Genomic DNA, 21,326 nt, shown 5'->3' on the forward strand with positions numbered 1-21,326 from the left:
AGCGGTGGCGGCCTTCGGCTCTGAGCGATTGCTGTGCGGGGTGTTTGGGTGGTCTCCGCATGCGGGATGGATCGCCGCGATGTGGGGAGGGCTGTGTAGGCCTGACTTCATTGGGAGTTGTAACTCGTCAGAGCGCTTGGTTTTCGGGTCTGCGCGATGTGCGTCGTGTTTAAGCAGGACGGTGTGCCTGTGGCCATGGCGGCCGCTGCGCGGGCGATGGCTGCGTGTGCCGGACTTCAACGCGTCTGTTGAGTTGGCTGCCTTCGTCAGGCCGCGACTTGCGCTTCGCGCTCAACTGCAGCTTCCGATGCAGGCGCTTAAACACAGATGCGCCATAGCGCCCACGCAGTCCTTACTCAAATCGATGTGAGCGGGACATTGATGTGCCTGCCGTTCGCCGCAGTGCCGGCCAGCGCCCTCAACGCAGAAGGCGACCGCATCGCTGCGGTCGCCGTCGTCGTCGTCGTCGCGTAAGCTTGCGGCTCACACCGCCGGTTCGGGCACCATGCGTGGCATCGAGGTCGCCGCGCCTTCCACTTCGGTGGAGCGTGCGGCGTAGCGCGTGGCAAAGCGTACATGGGTGATGAAGCTGGCATTGGGCGAGTGCGCCAGCGAAGCCACCAGCGCGCCGTTGAAGGCATCGCCCGCACCAGTGGTATCCACCGTCTGCGCGCTTTCCGCGCCCACGCGGTAATGCGCCTGGGTGTCGCCGCGCAGCTGTTCTTCCGCGTGCGAAATGAAGGCGCCCACCGCGCCCAGCGTCACCACAACGGTGCCGCCTGGCAGCAGCTTGCGGCACAGCGAATGCAGCGTATTGCCGTCCAGCGCGGCTACATCGTCGGCGTTGATGCGCTCGCCAACGTGGCGGCCGAGCAGCGCGGCGAATTCGGTTTCGTTCGGCGTCAGTACGTCGGAAAGCTTGAGCAGGCTGATCGAGGTCGGCGCGTTGGCCGGCGCGGCGTTGAGCACCGTGAGCACGCCGCATTCGCGTGCCAGCGCCAGCGCCGATTCCACCGTTTCTGCCGGCGATTCCAGCTGCGTCAGCAGCACGCGCGCCGAGGTCACCAGCGGGCGCTGGTTGTCGACAAACCCGGCGCTCAGCACCGAATTGGCGCCGGCACCGATCACGATGGTGTTGCGGCCATGCGCATCGACATAGATGCCGCCGGTGCCGGTGGGCTCATTGCTGGGCTCGGCGATCAGTGCAAACCCATCTTGTGCGGCCAGCGAACGCGCCAGTGCGCCGCCGGCATCGTCGCCCAGCGCGCACAGGAAGTGCGTCTTGGCGCCGGCACGTGCGGCCGCAACCGCCTGGTTGAACCCCTTGCCGCCGGGACCGGTGCTGTAGCGACCGGCGATGGTGGCACCCGGCGCGGGCAGTGCATCACAGCGCCACACGTGATCGACATTGAAGGACCCGACAACGACGACCGAACTCATAAATACCTGCTTGCTTGAATGACTAAGATGACACGTGGCGTGCAGTGATTAGACCGGCACGCCGATGAACCGGCGCCGCCTCACCCGAAGTGCGACAGCACCCCGGCAATGGTAGCGGTCATGAACGTGGCGATCGAACCGCCGAGCACCGCGCGCAGGCCGAACTTGGCCAGATCGTGACGGCGTTCCGGTGCCAGGCCGCCGATCCCGCCGATCTGGATCGCGATCGAGCTGAAGTTGGCGAAGCCGCACAGCGCATAGGTGGCAATCAGCCGGCCTTCCTCGCTCAGGCGCACGCCGGGCACCTGGCCCTTCACGATCTGCGACAGCTCGGTGTAGGCGACGAACTCATTGATCACCACCTTCTGCCCAATCAGCGAACCGACCGTGGTCGCGTCCGCCCACGGCGTGCCGATCACCCAGGCCACCGGTGCGAGCACGTAGCCGAAGATGGTCGACAGGTTGGTCGGGCGGCCCAGCGCGGCGGCCGCGCCGGTGATCTCGCCCAGCCAGGTCAGCGGCGCGTTGATCAGCGCGATCAGCGCAATGAAGGCCAGCAGCATCGCACCAATGTTCAGCGCCAGGCGCAGGCCATCGCCGGCGCCGGCCGCGGCCGCGTCAATGACGTTGCTGGTGGTCTTTTCCACTTCCATCTTGACCGTGCCGCGGGTCAGCGGGGTGCCGGTTTCCGGCACCAGCAGCTTGGCCACCACCAGCGTTGCCGGCGCGGCCATGATGCTGGCAGCCAGCAGATGCTTGGCATAGAACGCCTGCTGCGCCGGGTCGCTGCCACCGAGCATGCCTACGTACGCGGCCAACACGCCGCCGGCGATGTGCGCCATGCCGCCGATCATCATGGTCAGCAGCTCGGACTGGGTCATCTTCGGGATATACGGGCGCACCGTCAGCGGCGCCTCGGTCTGGCCGATGAACACGCTGGCGCACACGCTGGTGGTTTCGGCGCCGGACACGCGCATCACCTTGGTGATCGCCCACGCCATCGCCCGCACGATCACCTGCATCACGCCCAGGTGGTAGAGCACGCCCATCAGCGCAGAGAAAAAGATGATGGTGGGCAATACCTGGAACGCAAAGATGAAGCCGTAGCTGTCGATGTTCATCAGGTTGCCGAAAATGAAGGTGGACCCCTCATTGACGAAGCTCAGCACCTTCACGAACCCCTTGCCCAGCGAGTCGAACACGTCGCGTCCGCCCGGCACCAGCAACACCAGCGCGGCGAACGAGATCTGCAACAACAGACCGGTGGCGACCAGCTTCCAGTCGATCGCACGGCGGTTGGTCGAAAACAGCCAAGTAATGCCGATAAGCACCACCAGACCGAACAGGCCGAACCCGATCCTCCCCAAACCTTCGACCATTCCAATCCCCGGGCTGCTGACGGCAAAACGAGAAGCCTAGAGCAGGGGGTGTCGGTGGGCAAGGCGAGGGGTGTTCAGACGCCGCCGCCGGCCGCAGAGCGTGGCGCATCGGGCAGGGCGATCGCGCCCGGTGCCGCGGTGCCGGCGGCCGTGCGCAAATCGGCCGGTGCGCTGCGGGTGCTGGCGCGTGGCGTGAAGGTGGGGGGGGCGGCGCGCTGATGGCCTTCAGGAGCGCCGGCCGTTCGAGTGAGCGGAGCATGTGCGCAACTGAGCGAAATGCGTTTGAAGCGCCGGGGTGACGCCTGGAAGATGTGGAGGTGGATGCCGGCAGCCGCGCATGCGTGCAACCCGGACCCACAAGCGGGCGGCGTTCGCCTGCGGCCACCAGGCTGCCCACACATTTCGGGCAGCGCTTGGTCTCTGGTGCCTGGCTGGCTCGCCGCCAACCTGCAACGCTGCACCCGATTCCCGATTCCCGATTCCCGATTCCCGATTCCCCAATCCCCAATCCCCAATCCCCAATCCAACGCCATCTCCTACACTGCGCACGCCGGTCCGGGGCGCGGTGCGCCGGAGGCTGCTGGAGTCTGCCAATGCATTACCGTCGTCTGGGATCCACCGGGCTGCAATTGTCGGCCTTGTCGTTCGGTGCCTGGGTCACCTTCGGCAAGCAGATCGGCCGCAGCGAGGCGCGCAACCTGATCGCCGCAGCGTGGGACAACGGGGTCAATTTCTTCGACAACGCCGAGGTCTATGCACGCGGGCGCGCCGAGGAGGTCATGGGCGATGTGATCGGCGACCTGCGGCTGCCGCGCGATGGCTACTGCGTGTCCAGCAAGGTGTTCTTCGGTGCGGTGGGCGACCCGCGGCCCACCCAGCGCGGATTGTCGCGCAAGCACGTCACCGACGCCTGCCATGCCGCGCTGCGCCGGCTGCGGGTGGACTACCTGGACCTGTACTTCTGCCACCGACCCGACCCGGACACCCCGATCCAGGAAACCGTACGCGCCATGGACGCGCTGATCCGCCAGGGCAAGGTGCTGTACTGGGGCACCTCCGAGTGGGGCGCCGAGCAGCTGCGCACTGCACTGGAGATCGCCGCGCGCGAACACCTGCATGCGCCGGCGATGGAGCAGCCGCAGTACAACCTGCTGCACCGCAGCCGCCTGGAGCAGGAATACGCGCCGCTGTGCGAGGCCGGCCTGGGCACCACGATCTGGTCGCCGTTGGCCTCTGGTCTGCTGACCGGCAAGTACAACGCCGGCGTGGATGCCGACAGCCGCCTGGGCCAGCCCGGCAATGCCTGGCTGCAGGACGAAGTGCTGGGCACACCGGAAAGCCGGCGGCTCGAGCGCGCGCGTGCATTCAGCGCCGTGGCGGCCGAGCTGGGGCAGTCGCCGGCGCGGCTTGCGATCGCCTGGTGCCTGCGCAACCCGCATGTGTCCACGGTGATCCTCGGCGCCAGCCGGGTCGCGCAACTGGAAGAAAACCTGGCCGCATTGCAGACCCTGGAGCAGGTGGATGCCGCCGGCTGGGCGCAGGTGGACGCAGCCACGCGTTGAAGCGGCACGGCTGGGACGTCGCAGCGCTTGGTGGCGGTGTTGGGGTCCTGGCCAACGGGTGGTTTGTTTCCGGAACGGCCCGGCCGCTGGCGTCGAGCGCATGGTCCCGCCCAGGCCGGTTTGGACGCACGCACGGCCTGCGCGCGTCCCCAATTCCGCCCGCAGATCCAGCGCTGAGCGGCGGTGTCGGTCAGCTGGTGCGAGCGCTGCGCGCGCCATTAATGGCAAGCAGTCCATCGTTGCCGTAGTGAGCGACCATGACCGCAGGACACCAGGTCCGGCGATAGGGTCTTGCCTGAGCCACTGCCAGCCACGCAGCGGCTCGTTGCCGCAAGCCTGATGCGGCATACGAGATGCGCTTCGCTGCGCACATGCACGCCAGATGCCGAGTTTCGATTGATAATTCCAATCGAAAAACATGACCCAATGCAAAGATCCAGCCATTCAAATGAGAATGGCTCTTGATCAATAAATGAGAATGGTTATTATTTGTCTGGCCAACCGACTGGAGATCCAGATCATGACCGCTCACCCCGTGCTGCTCCGCTCCGAACCGGTCAACCTGCGCGACCGCGCTGCGCCGCGTGCCGTTCCCGCCGAAGACCTCATCAGCAGCGAGGCGCTGCTCAAGGGCCGTCGCGAAGTGCTGATCCAGCACGGCGACCGCATCTATCGCCTGCGCCACACCAGCAACGACAAGTTGATCCTGACCAAGTAAGTCCCGGCGAAGGCCGCGCCTGCGCGCGCCTCCGCCGCCTGCCACGGGCGTTGCCATCGCCGTCCGTGCGTTCTCTCTCCACCCTCGGCCAACGGTCGCGGCGATCGCCGTCTGCGTGGCCGAGGGTTCTCCCAAAGGTTACCGATGATCCGCCTGCATCCGCTGGTGGTTGCGCTGTCACTGGCGCTGCCCGTTGTTCCCCTGTGCGCCATTGCCGCCGAGGCCGGTGCCGGCGCTGCCGCAGCGCGCGACGTGCATGACTTCGACCGTCTGCAGGTCACCGCCACGCGTACCCAGCGCGCCTTGGTGGAGGTGCCGGGCACCGTGGATGTGATCGACCGCGAGCAGTTGGACAACCAGTTGGTGCGCGAGCTCAAGGATCTGTTCCGTTACACGCCCGGCGTGTCGGTCACCAGCACCAGCGGGCGCTTCACCGGTGCCAGCGGCGTGCGCATCCGCGGTCTGGATGGCAACCGCGTGGCGATCCTGGTCGACAACGTGCCGGTGTCGGACACCTTCAATTTCGGCAGTTATCTCAACGCCAACCGCAATTTCGTGGACCTGGAAACGCTCAAGCGGGTCGAGGTGGTGCGTGGCCCGGCCAGTTCGCTGTATGGCTCCGATGCACTGGGCGGTGTGGTGGCCTTCGTGACCAAGGATCCGTCGGATTACCTCAGCGCCGACAAGCACAGCTATGTGGGATTGAAGTTCGGCTACGAAGGCGACTGGAACGGCCTGTTCGCCGGCGCCACCGGCGCATTCGGTGGCGAGCGCTGGAGCAGCATGGTCGCGGTGAGCCATCGCCAGGGCCAGGAAGCGCAGAACCAGGGCGACAACCGCAGCCGCAACTACACCCGCACCGCACCCAATCCGCAGCAGGTCGATGGCCGCAGCGTGCTGGGCAAGCTGGTGTATGCGCCCAACGCGCAGCAGCGCTTCAAGCTCACCGTGGAGGGCAATGAGGACGACGGCCGCATCGAGGCGTTGAGCGGTATCGATGCGCGCAGCCCCAGCGCATCGCAACGCATCCTGTCGCAGGACGGCCGCGACCATCAGACCCGCGCGCGGGTGTCGCTGCGCCACGAACTGGATGCGCTCGATACCGCGCTTGCCGACGACCTGTTCTGGCAGCTCTACCGCCAGGACAGCGCAAGCCTGCAGCGCACCGACGAGTTGCGCGGCAACAACACGCGCCGGCACAACGAACATCACTTCGACCAACGCGTCTACGGCCTGTTGGTCAATGCGCACAAGGCGATCGACACCGGCACGCTGCGGCACGACATCACCTACGGGCTGGAAGGCTCCTGGACCGACACCCGCGAGAAGCGCGATGGGTATTCGCTCAACCTGGCCAACGGTGCGGTGAGCAAGCTGGTGGGGCAGGACCTGTTCCCCGTGCGCGATTTCCCGATGAGCGAGACCACCAAGCTGGGCGTATACGCACAGGACGAAATGCGGCTGCTGGACGGGCGGTTGTCGCTGATTCCCGGCGTGCGCGTGGATTATTTCCGGCTGTCGCCGCGCGTGGATGACATCTTCCGCCAGGACAATCCGGGCGTGGCCGCCGAAACCATCGACGAGCAGCAGGTGTCGCCCAAGTTCGGCGCGGTGTGGCGGTTCTCGGATGCGTGGTCGGCGTATGCCAACTATGCGCACGGGTTTCGCGCGCCGCCGTACAACGACGTCAATATCGGCTTCACCAATCTGCAGGCGCGCTACACCGCCATCGCCAATCCGGACCTGAAATCGGAAACCAGCCGCGGTGGCGAGCTCGGCCTGCGCTTCAATGACACCGTGGGCTACCTCGGGGTCAGCGTGTATTACACCGATTACCGCAACTTCATCGAATCGTATGCACCGGCCGGCGTCAACGCCGAAGGCTTGCTGCTGTTCCAGTCGCGCAACGTGGACGATGTGGTGATCAAGGGTGCCGAGGCGCGTGCCGGTGTCGACCTGGGCGCGCTGGCCGGCTGGCAGGGCTGGTCGGTCAATAGCGCGGTGGCGTATTCGCAAGGCGACAACCTTACCGACGACACGCCGCTCAATTCGGTCGACCCATTGCGCGGCACGCTGGGCGTGGCGTTCGACAGCGAGCGCTGGGGTGCGGAATTGATCGGCACGTTCGTGGCGCGCAAGCGCCGCCCGCAACTGGCCAGCTATTACACGCCTGCCGGTTACGCCACGCTGGACCTGATGGGCCACTGGGAATTCGCACCGGGTGCCAAGGTCACCGCCGGTATCTTCAATCTCGCCGATCGCCGCTATGTCGACTGGAACGCGCTGCCCAACGGCACGCTGGACAGCAGCACGGTGCTTGATCGCTTCACCGGCGCCCGGCGTACCGCCTCGGTCAGCCTCGCCGTGAGCTGGTAGCCGCCATGCCGATCGCCCACTCATTGCCGCTCGCGCATGCGCGCACTGCCCATCGTGCCTTGCCGCAGCCGCGACAGCTGATGGCCCTGGGCACGGTGCTGTGCATCTATCGCCCTTTGCTCGGCGATGAACGCGATGGCTGGCAGCATGCGGTGTCGGCGGCAGCGTTCCGCCAGGTCGACAGCGATGGCCTGCGCGAAAGCATCTGGTTCTTCGATGCTGACGGCAGCAGCTGCTGGCGCCTGTGCCTGCTGCCCGATAGCGATTTTCTGGCCTGGGATCGGCTGGTCTCGCGGTTGCCGACGTTGCCGATCGACGGCCAGGGGCTAGGCGTGGGCGAGCGCCTGTGGCGGCGTCTGGCCGGGCGCATGCGTGGCGACAGCTGGCGGCTGAGCGCGCTGCGGCTGCATGCCGGTAGTAGCCGCGATCGCCCGCTCGGCGCCACGCTGGCCAGCGTCTCTGCGCTCGGCGCGGAAGTGGCCGCACGCCTGGCGCGCGAAGAAGGCATCGACGGCCGCGTGGCGGTGGATGATTGCTGCTGCGCACGCGCCGCCGCCCTGCGCCATGCTGCTGCCAGCGCCAATGCACCGGGCACCGGCAGTGATCCGCAGGCCATGACGGCCTCCTTGTTGCGGCTGCGCCGCTGACGTTCACCCTTTATAGACGAGCCTTCCGATGATCCGAGCGTTTCCCCGTTATCTTGCCGCGGCCTTGGCGCTGTTGCCGCTGGCGGCTGCCGCCGATACCCAGCGTGACCGTGCCAGCATCCTGGCGATGCAGGGCGAGTACGCCGTGGACTTTGCCTTCGACGAGACCGTGCTGCTCAAGCCGGGCTACGAACGCGCCTCGGCGATGCGCAGTGGCGCCAACGAAGTGGTCATCGTGGTGGAGGATTCGCCGCGCAAGGTGGTGCTGCAGCATCTGCTAGTGGACGAGAAAACCAAGCATGTGACCAAGCACTGGCGGCAGGACTGGACCTATGAAGCACCGCAACGTTTCGAGTTCAGTGCCGAACAGACCTGGCAGGTGCGCGCGCTGCCTGCGGCCGTGACACAGGGAGCGTGGACGCAATGCGTGTTCGAAGTCAGCGATGCCCCGCGCTACTGCGGCACTGGCCGTTGGGACTATGCCGAGGGACATCCCACCTGGACCAGCGACCTGAGCTGGCGCCCGTTGCCGCGCCGCGAATACACCAAACGCAGCGACTACAACGCGTTGTCGGTCATCAACCGACACACGCTCACGCCCAACGGCTGGACCCACGAACAGTTCAACACCAAGGTGCTGCGCAAGCCCGATGGCAGCCAGGACGCCATCGCCCGCGAGTTCGGTTTCAACGACTACCGCAAGACCACCGAGGTGGACTTCGCGCCGGCCTATGCGTACTGGAAGGGCACGCAGGGCTACTGGACAAAGGTGCGTGCGCGTTGGGCGAAGTTCCTCGACACACCGCCGGGCCTGCATCTGAAAACCAAGCCGGACGGCATGGCGATGATCATGCCGATGTTCGAACAGGCCGAGACGGTGCAGGGCGGCAAGCGCGCTCCTACGTGCAAGACGGGTTTATTCCCTGAACATCAAGAACGCCGCCACCAGGGTCAGCCCGAACGCGGCCCAGTGATTCCACTGCATCGATGTGGTTCTCACACAGTGGGGTGGAACCAGCGAACTAGGCGTGCATCGCCAACCAGACATGCCGGTATCGTAGGAGCGCGCTCGCGCGCGAAGGGCATTCCCGAGTACGGCCCATCGCGCGCAAGCGCGCTCCTACGTGCAAGACGGGTTTATTCCTTGAACATCAAAAACGCCGCGACCAGGATCAACCCGAACGCGGCCCAGTGGTTCCACTTCAACGACTGGCCCAGGTAGAACGTCGAGAACCCGGCGAACACCAGCAGGGTGATCACTTCCTGCATGCCCTTGAGCTGCGGCGCGGAATACACCGCGCTGCCCAGGCGGTTACCCGGCACCTGCAGGCAGTATTCGAAGAAGGCGATGCCCCAGCTGACCAGGATCGCGATCATCAGCGGCGTGCTCTTGTACTTCAGATGCCCGTACCACGCGAAGGTCATGAAGACGTTGCTGGCGAGCAGCAGCAGGATCGGATACAGGTAGGCGGTGAAGGGCGCGGTAGGCATGACGGCAGGCGGCGGCAGGACGGGGCGGGCAGCATAAGCCAGCCTCGTTAAGCGCACGCGACCATGCCGGCCTGGGCCACAGCAGGGTTCAGCGTTGCATGCCCCAGCGGCGCACCGTCAGTCGTTCGATCGCCTGGAACACAACGCCCTCCACCAGTAGCCCCAACGCGATCACCATGGCCAGGCCGGCGAACACGCGGTCGGTGTACAGCTCGTTGCGGTTCTGGAAGATGTACCAGCCCAGCCCGCCTTGCCCGGATGTGGCACCGAACACCAGCTCGGCGGCGATCAGGGTGCGCCAGGCAAATGCCCAGCCGATCTTCAGCCCGGACAGGATCGCCGGCAGGGCCGCAGGAATCAGCAACTGCACCACGTAGCGCGGGCCGCGCAGGCCGTAGTTGCGGCCAGCCATGCGCAGGGTGTCCGGCACCGCCTGGAACCCGGCGTAGGTGGTCAGCGCCAGCGGCCACAGCACCGAATGCACCAGCACGAACACCAGGCTGCCGGTGCCCAGGCCAAACCACAGCAGCGCCAGCGGCAGCAGCGCGATCGCCGGCAGCGGATTGAACATGGCCGTCAGCGTGCCCAGCAGATCGCGACCCCAGCGCGTGGAGGCGGCCAATGCGGTCAGCACGAAGGCCAGCACCACGCCCACCACGTAGCCTTGTGCCAGCACCCGCAACGAGGTGCCGACCCGGCGCAGCAATTCGCCCGACAGCAGGCCGGTGTAGAACGCCTGCGCGGTCTGCCACGGGCTTGGCAGCATCAGATCGTCGGCCACCACGCGCGCGGCCACGTACCAGGCGGCCACCAGCACCGCCAGCACCAGCGCCTTGCGCAACCAGCCAGGCGCCTGCCAACGCGCCTGTGCATGCACCTGCAGCAGCGCCGGATCCAGCGACTGCAGCGCGACTTCGTATTCCGGCCGCACCGGCGGGGTGGCCGGCAACGCCGTGCTGCGCGTGCTCATGGCAAGGCCTCGCGTTGAAGCACGGCCGGCCTGCGCAGCGGCGCCACCTTGGCATCGTCCAGGGCGGCATCGGGAAGATCGAACAACAGCCGGTGAATGCGCTGCGCGGTCTGCTGGAACGCCACGCTGCCGGCGCTCTGCGGGCCGAACGCATGCGCGTTGAGTTCGGCTCGCACCTGGCCGGGATGCGGCGACAACAGCAGCACGCGGTTGCCCACCACCAATGCTTCCTCGATGGAATGGGTGACGAACAGCAGCGTGAAGCGCAGTTGTTCCCACAACTCCAGCACCTGCTCCTGCATGCGTGCACGGGTGAGCGCATCCAGTGCGGCGAACGGTTCGTCCATCAGCAGCACGCGCGGGCGCATCGCCAGCGCACGTGCAATGGCCACGCGTTGCTTCATGCCGCCGGACAAGGTGTGCGGGTAGGCATCGGCAAAACCGGTCAGTCCCACTTGCGCCAGGCTCTCGTCGGCGCGCTCACGTGCTTCGGCGCGCGATAGGGTGCGGGTGGCGCGCAGGCCGAACACCACGTTCTCGCGCACCGTCTTCCAGGGCGCCAGCTGGTCGAATTCCTGGAACACCACCACCCGGTCCGGCCCCGGCCCGGTGACGGCTGCGCCATCTAGCCGGATCTGGCCTTCGCGCGGCGTCACGAAGCCGGCCACCGCCTTGAGCAAGGTGGATTTGCCGCAGCCCGACGGACCAAGCAGCACGAAGCGATCCGCCGCGTGCACGTCGAAACGCACCCGATGCGTGGCACGGACCACGCGCTGCGCGGAGGCGTATTCCAGGCTGACGTTATCGACCTGCAGCAGTGGCGCGGCGGTGGTCATCACTCAGCTCCCGCCCGCGATCAACGGGTCGTCGAAGAAGTAGTCGCCCACCTTGGCAGGCACCTGCTTGATCGCACCGCTGCGCTGCATGAAGGTGCCCAGCTTTAGCGTGTTTTGCGGCACCACGGTGAATTGCACCTTGGGGTCCTTGAGGATCTGCAGCACCAGCGCGCGGTCGATGCCCGAGCCGTTGCGGCGCAGGAAGATGTCGGCGGCCTGCTCCGGATGCGCGGTGACGTAGCGTGCGGCCTGATCCAGCGCAGCGACAAAGGCGCGATAGGTCTTGGGGTTGTCGCGGCGGAACTTTTCGGTGGCGTACAACACCGTGGCCGACGATGGGCCGCCTTCGATGTCGTAGGAGCTGGTCACGATATGCGCGGCCGGGTTGCGCGCCAGTTCCTGCTCCTGAAACGGCGGGCTGGCGAAGTGCGCGGTGATCTCGGTACGGCCACGAATAATGGCCGCCGCGGCATCCGGATGCGGCAACGCCACCTGCAGCGGATCGAGCTGATGGGTGCCCTTGTCGCCCCAGCGCTGTTGCGAGGCATGCTGCAGGAAGCGCGACTGCACCGACACGCCGGTGGCCGGCACCGCGATGCGGTCCTGTGGCGTGAAGTCGCCGATGCTCTTGATACGCGGATTGTTGCTGATCAGGTAGTACGGAAAGTTGCCCAGCGATGCAACGCCGCGCACGTTCTGGCGGCCACGGGTGCGGTCCCAGATGGTGAACAACGGGCCGACGCCGGCACCGGCAATGTCGATCGACCCGGTGAGCAAGGCATCGTTCACGGCCGCGCCGCCAGACAGCTGCAGGAACTGCACATCGATGTCCACGCCGGCGGCCTTGCCCTGCTGCTCGATGAGCTTCTGGTCTTGCGCCACGTCCAGCAGCAGATACACGATGCCGAATTGCTTGGCGATGCGCAGTTTTCCTTCGGCCTGCGCGTGCGCGCTGTGCAGCAGCGGCAACGCGGCCAGCAGCAGCCAGGCCAGGCGGGGTGTCTTGCGGCGATGGGGGATAGCGTCACCAACAACAGTCAAGCGCATGCGACGCTCCAGTGGGGAAGGGGAGGGAAACGGCGTGCGTGCAGGTCAGAACGGCACGTCGCCTTCGATGGTGGTGCGATTGAGCCGGCGACGCAGATGGTCTGGCGTGCCGGCCGCCAGATGCATCACCGAGCGGTTGTCCCAGAACACCATGTCGTGCGGCTGCCAGCGGTGGCGATACACCAGCGCGTCGCGCGTGCTGTGGTCAAACAGCGCCTGCAGCAACGCGTGGCTTTCGTCGTCCGGCAAGCCGACGATGCGGGTGGTGAAGTGTTCGCTGACAAACAGCGCCTTGCGGCCGGTTTCCGGGTGCGTGCGCACGATCGGATGCTGCACCGGTGTGACTTCGGCAATCTGCTCGGCCGTCAACGCCGGGCGCCACGGGTTGCGCGCACGCAGTTCCTCGTACTTGGCGAGATAACTGTGCTCGGCCTGCCGGCCTTCCACCGCGCGTTTGAGTGTGTCTGGCAGGGTCTGCCAGGCCAGATGCTGATTGGCGAACAAGGTGTCGCCACCCTCGGCCGGAAGCTCCTGCGCGTGCAGCAGCGAGCCCAGGCTAGGCGTTTCCTTGTACGACAGATCCGAGTGCCAGTAATGGCCGGCATCACCAAGCCCGATGGGCTGGCCGTTTTCCTTGATGTTGGACACCACCAGCACTTCCGGATGCCCGCACAGCTGGAAATTGCGCAGCACATGGATCTGCAACGGGCCGAACCGCCGGCTGAATTCGACCTGCTGCGCCGGGGTGATGCGTTGATCGCGGAACACCAGCACGTGGTGGTCCAGGTGCGCGCGGTGAATGCGCGCGAACGTGTCTGCATCCAGTGGCTGCGACAACGCCAGGCCGATGACTTCCGCACCCAGGGGCGCATCGAAGGGCACGATCTGCACGCCGGACGCGTGGCCGCGCGGTATGGGCGCGCGCGCTGCGGATGTGGCACTGGCCATGACGAACACCTCGGAGGCAATGAAGGGCCGCCGGCATGCCGGCGACCAGACACCTCACTCTAGGCAGTCGTTGCCAGGCTGCGAACCAACCATTGGCAACTTCGTCATGCACTGCGGATATATGCAGCGACGGCGGTCCGCCGGGGTGTTACTGCGTGCGTAAGGCCAACGCCGGTGGCGTGGACAAAATGCGCCGCGTCCCGGACCAACCGGCGAGCAGGCTCAGCGCCAGGCCGAACGCGCCGCCAATCAGCAGGCGTGGCCAATCCGGAGTCAGCGCGATCTCGAACGCCTGCTGCCCGACCACTGCACCGATCACCGCTGCGGCCGTGACTGCCAACAGCGCCGCCAGCAGGCCCAACGCACCGAATTCCACCAGCACCGCACCACGCAACTGGCCGCGCCGTGCGCCCAGCGTGCGCAGCACGGCGCTGTCGTAACGGCGTTCGCCTGCGGTGGCCTGCAATGCCGCCAGCAACACCAGCACGCCGGCCAGCAGGCTGAAGCCCATCACCAACTGCACCGCCTGCGCCACCTGATCAATCACCTCGCGCACCCGGCCCAGGATGGCGTCGATATCCAGCACCGAGATGTTCGGGTAATCGCGGCTGAGCGTGGCCAGCTTGGGCGCGTTGCCCGGCGGCAGGTGGAAGCTGGAAATCAGGTTGTACGGTGCATCGCCCACGGCGCCCTGGTTGAGCAGCAGGAAGAAGTTGACCCGGAACGAATCCCAATCGGCCTTGCGGATGCTGGTCACGGTGAAGCTGCGCTGTTGTTCGCCCAGCAACAAGGTGATGCGGTCGCCCAGCTTGAGTTGGTAGCGCTGCGCCCAGCCTTCTTCCACCGAGGCCTCCGGCGCCGTGCTGTCGGCACTCCAAAATTTCCCCTGCAATAACGTGTTTGCCGGCGGAAAGGCATGCCGCCAGGAGAAGTTCACCGGGCGGTTGTCGCCGTCGCCATCGTCCTGCGGATCGCGATCGCCGCGCAGCGGTGGCTTGTCGTTGATCGCCACCAGCCGCCCGGTCGAAAACGGCTCCACCGCTGCACCTTCCACGCCGAGGCTGCGCAAGGTTTGCAGCACCGGTTCGGTCTGCTCGGGCTGGATGTTCATCAGGAAGTAGTTGGGCGTGTCCACCGGCAGGCGGTCGCGCCATTGCCCGAGCAGGCCGGGGCCGACCACGGCCAGCAACAACAGCGCGCACAACGACAGCGAAAGCCCCACCAACTGCACCACGCTCAGCCCCCGGCGCCGGGTCAGCGAGGCCAGGCCCAGCTTCCAGGCGCCGCGCAGGCGGTGCTGAATCGGCCGTAGTGCCGCCAGCAGGCCCAGGCCGAGCAGCATCGCCACCACGGCCAGTGCGGCCAATCCGCCCAATACCCAGCCGGCCAGCACCAGGTTGCCGGTGGCATAGACGGTCAGCGCCAGGGTTGCCGCCAACGCAGCGGCGTAGACCAGCAAGGAGCTCGGCGGCACGGCGGCAAAGCTGCGGTTGAGCACGCGCATTGGCGGCACATTGCGCAGCCGCAACAGCGGCGGCAGCCCGAAGCCCAGCAGCAGCACCAAACCGATGCCCGCGCCCGCCAGGGCCGGGGTGGCCTGCGGCAGTGGCAGCCGGTTCGGGATCAGGCTGCCCAGCGCCTGCACCAGGCCTTCCTGCGCCAGCATGCCCAGGCCGATGCCCACCAGGCAGGCCGGGATCGCGGTCAACAGCAACTGCAGCGACAGCATCGCCAGGATGTCGCGCTGGCGCGCACCCAGGCAGCGCAGCACGGCCACGGTGTCGATGCGGCGCATCGCAAACCGGTTCGCTGCCAGCGCGGTTGCCACGCCCGACAGCAACACCGCCAGCAACGCCGACAGGGCCAGGAAACGGCCCGCCCGGTCGAACGCGGCGCGCATGCCGCGCTGGGTGTCTTCGATGCCGACCAGCCGGTATTCGCTGGCGCGCGGCTTGAGCCAGGCGCGCAGGTCGGCAATGGCTTGCGGCGTACCGGCAAACATCAACCGGTAGGAGGCGCGGCTGCCCGGGCCGAGCAGTCCGGCGCGATCGATATCTGCGCGGTTGACCAGCAACGGCGGCGACAGCTGCATCAGCTCGCCGGAGGCGTCGGGTTCGGCACGCAACACGCCGGTGATGGTGAGATGGCCGGCGCCAAATTCCAGCTGTTCGCCAACGCGCAGACCCAGCGCATCGAGCAGGCGCGGATCGGCATAGGCCTGGCCCGGCGGCGGTGCCGAAGATGCCTGCGCTTGCGTGCCTGCCGCGTCCTTGGATACCAGCAGCTCGCCGCGCAGGGGATACCCGGCGCCGACGCCGCGAATGTTGGCCATCTGGCTGGATTCGCCATGGAACAACACGCTGGGGAAGCTGACCAGGCGGGTGGTCTGCAGCCCGCGCCGCTGCGCTTCGTCGGCAAAGGAGGCGGGAATCTCCTGGCGCCCGGTGACGCCCAGGTCGCCGCCCAGCACTTCGGCTGCGCTGGATGTCAGCGCCAGGGTGACGCGGTCCACCAGCGTGCCCACGGCGGTCATCACCGCCACGCCCAGCACCAGCGCGGCAAAGACGGTCAGCAGGTCGCCGGCCAGGAACTCGCGGCGCACCGCACGTGCGGCCTGTTTGAGGACGTTCATGCCGCCGCGCCGGGCTGCTGCGCGTGCAGGCGCCCGCCATCGATGCGGTAGATGTGGCGGCAGCGCTGCGCCAGGGTCATGTCGTGGGTGACCAGCACCAGCGTGGTCTCGCTGGTGGCATTGAGCGCGAACAGCAGGTCGCTGATCTGCGCGCCGGTGGCCTGGTCCAGGCTGCCGGTGGGCTCATCGGCAAACAGAATGCGCGGCTTGGCCACGAACGCGCGCGCCAGCGCCACGCGTTGCTGCTCGCCGCCGGAGAGCTGGCGTGGGTAATGCCGCGCACGCGCGCTCAGGCCGACCGCCTGCAGCACCTCGCGCACCCGCGCCGGATCTTCGCGCCCGGCCAGTTCCAACGGCAGCGCGATGTTCTCTTCGGCCGTCAGCGCTGGCAGCAGGTGGAAGCTCTGGAATACGAAGCCCACCTCGCGGGCGCGCAGGGCCGCGCGCGCCTCCTCGTCGAGCTGGCCCAGGTCCTGCCCGGCCAGCGCGATGCTGCCGCGGCTGGGCAGGTCCAGCCCGGCGAGCAGGCCGAGCAGGGTGGTCTTGCCTGACCCCGAGGCGCCGACGATGGCGATACTGTCGCCTTCACTGACCGTCAAGCTGATGTTGTCGAGGATGTGGAGTGTTCCCTCCGGTCCGCTGACGGACTTGCCGACCTCGCGGACGTCGATGGCGGTACGGGTGCTGGAGTGGGGGGCCAGACTGTCGATGAGGAATCTCCGAATGCGTGAAAGAACACTGCGGTACAGCGTGATGAGCCTGTGGCTGCTGACACTCTCCCTGCTTGCGCCGGGGATTGCCTCTGCCAAAAGTCCGGCCACTGCCGCGCCGATCCTGGTGGTGGGTGACAGCCTGAGCGCCGCGCACAACATCCCGGTGCAGTCCGGCTGGGTCACCCTGCTGGACCAGCGCCTGAAGCGTGACATGGCGACGCCACCGCCGGTCGTCAATGCCAGCATCAGCGGCGAAACCACCTCCGGCGCCTTGACCCGGCTGCCTGGGCTGCTGCAAAAGCACCGCCCCGGCGTGGTCGTCATCGAGTTGGGTGGCAACGATGCCTTGCGCGGCCTCACGCCGGCCCAGCTCAAGGGCAACCTGGAGAAGATGATCCAGCTCAGCCGTCAGGCGGGCGCGAAGGTCTTGCTGCTGGGCATCGATGTGCCGCCCAACTATGGCCCGGCCTATCGCGAGCGGTTGAAAGCGACCTATGCCGACCTGTCCAAGCAATACCAGACCGCGCTGGTGCCGTTCTTTCTTGAGAAGGTCGCCCTGCAGCCGGGCCTGATGCAGGCCGACGGTCTACACCCCACCGCCGCCGCACAGCCCAAGGTGCTGGAAACGGTCTGGCCAGCACTGCAGCCGCTGCTCAGGCCCTGAGCAAGCGGCCTCGAGCGACCCGAATCCGACGCGAAGTCTTCACGCCATTTCCACCGCCAATCCGGCATGTTTCACAAAGCTGAAGACCGAGGAAAGTCCATGCGTCAGACCAAGGAAACGTCCGGCCTCGTGCTGGTCGTCGAAGACAATCGCAATATCTCAGAAATGATCGGCGAGTACCTGGAAGGCCGCGGCTTCGAGGTCGACTATGCCGTGGACGGACTGGACGGCTACCGTCTGGCCGCCGAAAACAGCTATGACGTGGTGGTGCTGGACCTCATGCTGCCGCGCCTGGACGGTATCGAAGTCTGCCGCCGCCTGCGTAACGACGCACGCAAGTCGACCCCGGTGCTGATGCTGACCGCACGCGACACGTTGGACGACAAGCTCACCGGTCTGGGCTTCGGCGCCGACGACTACCTGACCAAGCCGTTCGCGATCCAGGAACTGGAAGCACGCCTGCGTGCCCTGATCCGTCGCGAGCGCCGCCAGGTGGGTTCGGAAGTGCTCAAGGTCGCCGACCTGGTGCTGGATCCGGTCAGCATGCGCGCCACCCGTGCCGGCACCGAGCTGCAGCTGTCGCCGATCGGTCTGCGCCTGCTGACCATCCTGATGCGCGAATCGCCGCGCGTGGTGACGCGTCAGGAAATCGAACGCGAGATCTGGGGCAACGGCCTGCCGGACTCGGACACCTTGCGCAGCCATCTGTACAACCTGCGCAAGATCATCGACAAGCCGTTCGATCGCCCGCTGCTGCACACCGTGCAGAGCGCTGGCTATCGCATTGCCGACATCGCACAGCCGATGGCCTGATGTCGCTGGCCGGCTGCCGCCTGGCAGCCGGCTGTTCCTCAAGGCGCCCACGCGCCGCTCGTCACCGCGTGCTGCCGGTTGGTTGCACGACGGGCTCACGGAAGTGTTGCCTATACTTCGGCGATCTTCCTGGATGCCGCAATGCCGCACGGGCTCCCGCGAAAAATCCGCATCGCATTTTTGTTGCAGGTCGTCCTGGCGAGCCTGGCGATCATGCTGGGCGGCTATCTGATCTCGCTGGTCATCAAATACAGCCTGGTGCGTACCGTGCTGGCCGACGAGGCCGTGCATTTCTGGCGCATGTACCGCAGCGCACCCGATCATCGCCCGCCCGATACACGTAACATCCGCGGCTATTTCGATCCTGCCGGCCCTGCAAGTGATGATGTGCCGCAGTCGCTGCGTCTGCTGTCGCCCGGCTTCCGTGAAGTGGCCGCCGCCGATGCGCTGGTGTATGTCGACCAGCGCCCGGAAGGGCGGCTGTATCTGGTGTTTCCACGCTCGCGTGCTGCACATCTGACGCTGTGGTTCGGCGTGGTGCCGGCGATCCTGGTGCTGCTGGCGATCTATGGCGTGTCGTGGTTTACCTACCGTCTTTCCAAACAGCTGGTGTCGCCGGTGACCTGGCTGGCGCGCCGCGTGGCGCAGTGGGATCCACGCCAACCCGATGTGGACGAGCTCTCGCCCGAGCGGTTGCCGGTGGAAATGCAGGGCGAGACCCGGCAGCTCGCCGCTGCCTTGCACGAGCTGGGCCGCCGCGTCAGCGACCACGTCGCGCGCGAACGCAACTTCACCCGCGATGCCAGCCATGAATTGCGTACGCCGCTGACGGTGATCCGGGTCGCCAGCGACATGGCCTTAGCCGATGAAGAATTGGCACCGCGCACGCAGCGCAGCCTGCGCCGCATCCAGCGCGCCGGACGCGACATGGAAGCGGTGATCGATGCCTTCCTGATCCTGGCGCGCGAAGCCGAGATCGACCCGCAAAGCGAAAGTTTCGATGCGGCCGAGCTGGCCAGCGAGGAAGTGGACAATGCGCGCGAACTGCTGGGCGACAAGCCGGTCTCACTGCACATGGTGGGCGACCGCAGCCTGCAGATGTTTGCGCCGCCACGGGTGATGCGGGTGGTGCTCAGCAACCTGCTGCGCAATGCCTGTGCCTACACCGACACTGGCAGCATCGAGGTGGAAGTCACCCAGGACCGCATCGTGGTGCGCGATACCGGCATCGGCATGAGCGAGGAGGCGCGTGCGCGTGCGTTCGAGCCGTTCTTCCGCGCCGACCCGACCCGGCCGCAAGGCACCGGACTGGGGCTATCGATCGTGCGCCGGCTGTGCGATCGCTTCGGCTGGCGCATCGAGCTGCATAGCGAGGCGGGCGTCGGTACTTCTGTTGCGGTCGTAGTGGCGTAGGTGGGTCTGACGCTGGTTCGCAGGAAATAGCGGCAAATCTGCTTATCGCTACCGTGTATGCGTCGCTGCAGTGTCTTAGCGAACTCGCTATGGCTACAGTAGAGAGCGAGATGCCCGGGGCACGCATCCTCGCTGTGTCAGCGCCTCAGCCTGAGGAGGGTGCAGGCCTGTGTTGACGGATGAGCATCTCGACAGTGCGACGCACGAAGTAAATGCAGCGCGTTGAGCAATCAGCGGTTGCCGTACGTGGCGCAGGCCTACCTGGCGCGCAGTGCATGCTCTCAACGCCAAATTACGGACCGGACCAGCGAGTCATTCCAGCAACGCCCCTCGCAAGGGGCGCTGCCTGAAGACCAGCGTTACTTGCGCTCCAGCACCGGCGCCACCGCTTTGCGCCAGAGTGCATAACCATTCGGCTTCATGTGCAGCATGTCCTCGCGGAACAGCTCCGGGCGCGGCTTGCCGGTGGCGTCCAGCATCGGCGTATAGATGTCGATGTAGTCGGTCCGCGGCACGTTGGCCAATGCCTGCTTGATCAGCTGGTTGGCGCGCACGATCGCCGGCAGTAGCTGTGCACGCGACGGGCTGGGTTTGATCGACAGGTAGCCAATGCGTGCCTCGGGAAGTGCGGCGCGGATGCGTGTGACGAAAGCCACCACATCGTCGCGCACCTGCTCCGGGCTGCGCCCGCTGTTGAGGTCGTTGTCGCCGGCATACAACACCACCTGGCGCGGCGCGTAGGGAATCACGATGCGGTCGGCGTACCAGGTGCTGTCGCGCACTTCCGATCCGCCAAAGCCACGGTTGATCACCGGTTTACCGGGGAAATCCTGCGCCAGCGTTTCCCAGAAACGGATCGACGAACTGCCGACGAACACGATGCCGTGCTTGGGCGGCGGTTGCTGCGCATCGCTGGCCGCGAAGCGCTGCATGTCCTGTTCCCATGCCGCATTGGAAACCTGTGCCGGTACCTGTGGCGCGGCAGGCGGCGCGGCGGCCTGCAGGGGGCTGGACGCAATGGCGAGTGCGCACAACAGCGCGCGCAAGGGCAGTTGTTTCATCGGGCAGACCTGTCAACGTGGAGCGGACTGCGCATGGTGCGGCAGCGCGGCTGCAGCGGCAAATCCGGGCGCGACTGGCGGCCGGAACCGTCGCGGTGGCAAGATTCGCACTTTCCGCTGCTACGGCCTCCCCATGTCCCTGATCCAATCCTTGTCCTGCACCAGCGTTCGGATGCGCTGACGGATGGCCGATCAACTGGGGCACGTGCCGCGCGGCCCGCGCCGGATGCTCAAGGCGGCGGTCTGGTCGTGGCAGGGTCTGCGTGCCGCGTGGCTGCATGAATCCTCATTCCGCCTGGAAGTCTGCCTGGCCGCGCTGCTGACACCGCTGGCGCTGTGGCTAGGGAATTCGGGGCTGGAACGCATCGCGCTGATTGCGCCATTGCTGATCGTGCTGGCTGCGGAGTTGCTGAACTCGGCCATCGAGGCAGTGATCGAGCGGTATGGCCCGGAACACCACGTGCTGGCCGGGCGCGCCAAAGACATGGGCTCGGCCGCCGTGTTCGTGCTGCTGATCAACGTGTTGCTGTGCTGGGGCCTGATCCTGCTGCCGCGGCTGTTCTGAGTGCGGCAGCGTGGTGGCGGCTGTGAAGCGGCTGGCCGCACCGCATGCCGG

Annotated in this window: 20 protein-coding genes and 1 pseudogene; 10 read left to right on the forward strand and 11 right to left on the reverse strand. The window is 66.5% G+C overall.

Going from position 1 to position 21,326, the window contains the following annotated elements; all coding sequences use genetic code 11:
* Positions 1–327 precede the first annotated feature (327 nt).
* Positions 328–474, forward strand: a complete 147-nt coding sequence (locus tag QRM89_RS17915) for a hypothetical protein (RefSeq protein ID WP_285448634.1) — start codon at positions 328–330, stop codon at positions 472–474.
* 9 nt (positions 475–483) lie between these two features.
* Here the strand turns inward: QRM89_RS17915 and QRM89_RS17920 are convergent, their stop codons facing one another.
* Both QRM89_RS17920 and QRM89_RS17925 read right to left on the reverse strand, forming a co-directional pair.
* Positions 484–1,440: a ribokinase gene (locus tag QRM89_RS17920; RefSeq protein WP_285448635.1), complete on the reverse strand. Its 957-nt coding sequence runs from the start codon at positions 1,438–1,440 to the stop codon at positions 484–486.
* 80 nt (positions 1,441–1,520) lie between these two features.
* A complete protein-coding gene (locus QRM89_RS17925; RefSeq protein ID WP_011036001.1) occupies positions 1,521–2,819 on the reverse strand; it encodes a nucleoside transporter in 1,299 nt (432 codons plus the stop codon).
* A gap of 593 nt (positions 2,820–3,412) precedes the next feature.
* Between QRM89_RS17925 and QRM89_RS17930 the strand changes: the two genes are divergently transcribed.
* Positions 3,413–4,381: an aldo/keto reductase gene (locus QRM89_RS17930; RefSeq protein WP_285448636.1), complete on the forward strand. Its 969-nt coding sequence runs from the start codon at positions 3,413–3,415 to the stop codon at positions 4,379–4,381.
* Between the two features lie 190 nt (positions 4,382–4,571).
* Here QRM89_RS17930 and QRM89_RS17935 read toward each other — a convergent pair whose 3' ends face one another.
* The gene (locus QRM89_RS17935) at positions 4,572–4,913 is read right to left on the reverse strand and encodes a hypothetical protein (RefSeq protein ID WP_285448677.1); all 342 of its coding nucleotides are present in this window, start codon (positions 4,911–4,913) and stop codon (positions 4,572–4,574) included.
* Here QRM89_RS17935 and QRM89_RS17940 point away from each other — a divergent pair.
* From QRM89_RS17940 to QRM89_RS17955, 4 genes and pseudogenes are all read left to right on the forward strand, one after another.
* On the forward strand, positions 4,860–5,099 hold the full coding sequence (locus tag QRM89_RS17940) for a hemin uptake protein HemP (protein WP_172666304.1): 240 nt from the start codon (positions 4,860–4,862) through the stop codon (positions 5,097–5,099). The two genes, QRM89_RS17935 and QRM89_RS17940, sit on opposite strands and share 54 nt — an antisense overlap.
* A 144-nt stretch (positions 5,100–5,243) precedes the next feature.
* The gene (locus QRM89_RS17945) at positions 5,244–7,475 is read left to right on the forward strand and encodes a TonB-dependent hemoglobin/transferrin/lactoferrin family receptor (RefSeq protein ID WP_285448637.1); all 2,232 of its coding nucleotides are present in this window, start codon (positions 5,244–5,246) and stop codon (positions 7,473–7,475) included.
* A gap of 5 nt (positions 7,476–7,480) precedes the next feature.
* The gene (locus QRM89_RS17950; RefSeq protein WP_285448638.1) at positions 7,481–8,122 is read left to right on the forward strand and encodes a Hemin transport protein; all 642 of its coding nucleotides are present in this window, start codon (positions 7,481–7,483) and stop codon (positions 8,120–8,122) included.
* A gap of 28 nt (positions 8,123–8,150) precedes the next feature.
* Positions 8,151–9,017, forward strand: a pseudogene (locus tag QRM89_RS17955) (DUF6607 family protein); the annotation flags it as partial.
* Positions 9,018–9,259: 242 nt separating this feature from the next.
* Here QRM89_RS17955 and QRM89_RS17960 read toward each other — a convergent pair.
* The 7 genes from QRM89_RS17960 to QRM89_RS17990 all read right to left on the reverse strand — a co-directional run bounded on the left by QRM89_RS17960 (position 9,260) and on the right by QRM89_RS17990 (position 16,651).
* Positions 9,260–9,613, reverse strand: coding sequence for a DMT family protein (locus tag QRM89_RS17960; protein WP_011036007.1), 354 nt, complete (start codon positions 9,611–9,613; stop codon positions 9,260–9,262).
* 88 nt (positions 9,614–9,701) lie between these two features.
* Positions 9,702–10,583, reverse strand: coding sequence for an ABC transporter permease (locus QRM89_RS17965; RefSeq protein WP_285448639.1), 882 nt, complete (start codon positions 10,581–10,583; stop codon positions 9,702–9,704).
* Positions 10,580–11,419, reverse strand: coding sequence for an ABC transporter ATP-binding protein (locus tag QRM89_RS17970; protein WP_285448640.1), 840 nt, complete (start codon positions 11,417–11,419; stop codon positions 10,580–10,582). Before QRM89_RS17970 ends, QRM89_RS17965 begins: the two co-directional genes overlap by 4 nt.
* A 3-nt stretch (positions 11,420–11,422) precedes the next feature.
* Positions 11,423–12,466 (reverse strand): ABC transporter substrate-binding protein, encoded by a 1,044-nt coding sequence (locus QRM89_RS17975; protein WP_285448641.1) that lies wholly within the window; start codon positions 12,464–12,466, stop codon positions 11,423–11,425.
* Positions 12,467–12,511: 45 nt separating this feature from the next.
* Positions 12,512–13,414, reverse strand: a complete 903-nt coding sequence (locus tag QRM89_RS17980) for a TauD/TfdA family dioxygenase (protein WP_285448642.1) — start codon at positions 13,412–13,414, stop codon at positions 12,512–12,514.
* 148 nt (positions 13,415–13,562) lie between these two features.
* The gene (locus QRM89_RS17985) at positions 13,563–16,046 is read right to left on the reverse strand and encodes an FtsX-like permease family protein (RefSeq protein ID WP_014506726.1); all 2,484 of its coding nucleotides are present in this window, start codon (positions 16,044–16,046) and stop codon (positions 13,563–13,565) included.
* Positions 16,043–16,651: an ATP-binding cassette domain-containing protein gene (locus tag QRM89_RS17990; RefSeq protein WP_256267867.1), complete on the reverse strand. Its 609-nt coding sequence runs from the start codon at positions 16,649–16,651 to the stop codon at positions 16,043–16,045. The genes QRM89_RS17985 and QRM89_RS17990 overlap by 4 nt, the downstream gene beginning before the upstream one ends.
* A gap of 103 nt (positions 16,652–16,754) precedes the next feature.
* Between QRM89_RS17990 and QRM89_RS17995 the strand changes: the two genes are divergently transcribed.
* The 3 genes from QRM89_RS17995 to QRM89_RS18005 all read left to right on the forward strand — a co-directional run bounded on the left by QRM89_RS17995 (position 16,755) and on the right by QRM89_RS18005 (position 19,649).
* Positions 16,755–17,423, forward strand: a complete 669-nt coding sequence (locus QRM89_RS17995) for an arylesterase (protein ID WP_285448643.1) — start codon at positions 16,755–16,757, stop codon at positions 17,421–17,423.
* A 99-nt stretch (positions 17,424–17,522) separates the two neighbouring features.
* A complete protein-coding gene (locus QRM89_RS18000) occupies positions 17,523–18,236 on the forward strand; it encodes a response regulator transcription factor (RefSeq protein WP_014506728.1) in 714 nt (237 codons plus the stop codon).
* 141 nt (positions 18,237–18,377) lie between these two features.
* The gene (locus tag QRM89_RS18005; RefSeq protein WP_012439181.1) at positions 18,378–19,649 is read left to right on the forward strand and encodes a HAMP domain-containing sensor histidine kinase; all 1,272 of its coding nucleotides are present in this window, start codon (positions 18,378–18,380) and stop codon (positions 19,647–19,649) included.
* Positions 19,650–20,008: 359 nt separating this feature from the next.
* Here QRM89_RS18005 and QRM89_RS18010 read toward each other — a convergent pair whose 3' ends face one another.
* A complete protein-coding gene (locus tag QRM89_RS18010) occupies positions 20,009–20,710 on the reverse strand; it encodes an SGNH/GDSL hydrolase family protein (RefSeq protein ID WP_285448644.1) in 702 nt (233 codons plus the stop codon).
* A 184-nt stretch (positions 20,711–20,894) separates the two neighbouring features.
* Between QRM89_RS18010 and QRM89_RS18015 the strand changes: the two genes are divergently transcribed.
* The gene (locus tag QRM89_RS18015; protein WP_057673203.1) at positions 20,895–21,275 is read left to right on the forward strand and encodes a diacylglycerol kinase; all 381 of its coding nucleotides are present in this window, start codon (positions 20,895–20,897) and stop codon (positions 21,273–21,275) included.
* Positions 21,276–21,326: the final 51 nt, after the last annotated feature.

Origin of the sequence: Xanthomonas sp. LMC-A-07, from assembly GCF_030208825.1 — a bacterium.
GTDB classification, from domain to species: Bacteria; Pseudomonadota; Gammaproteobacteria; order Xanthomonadales; family Xanthomonadaceae; genus Xanthomonas; species Xanthomonas campestris.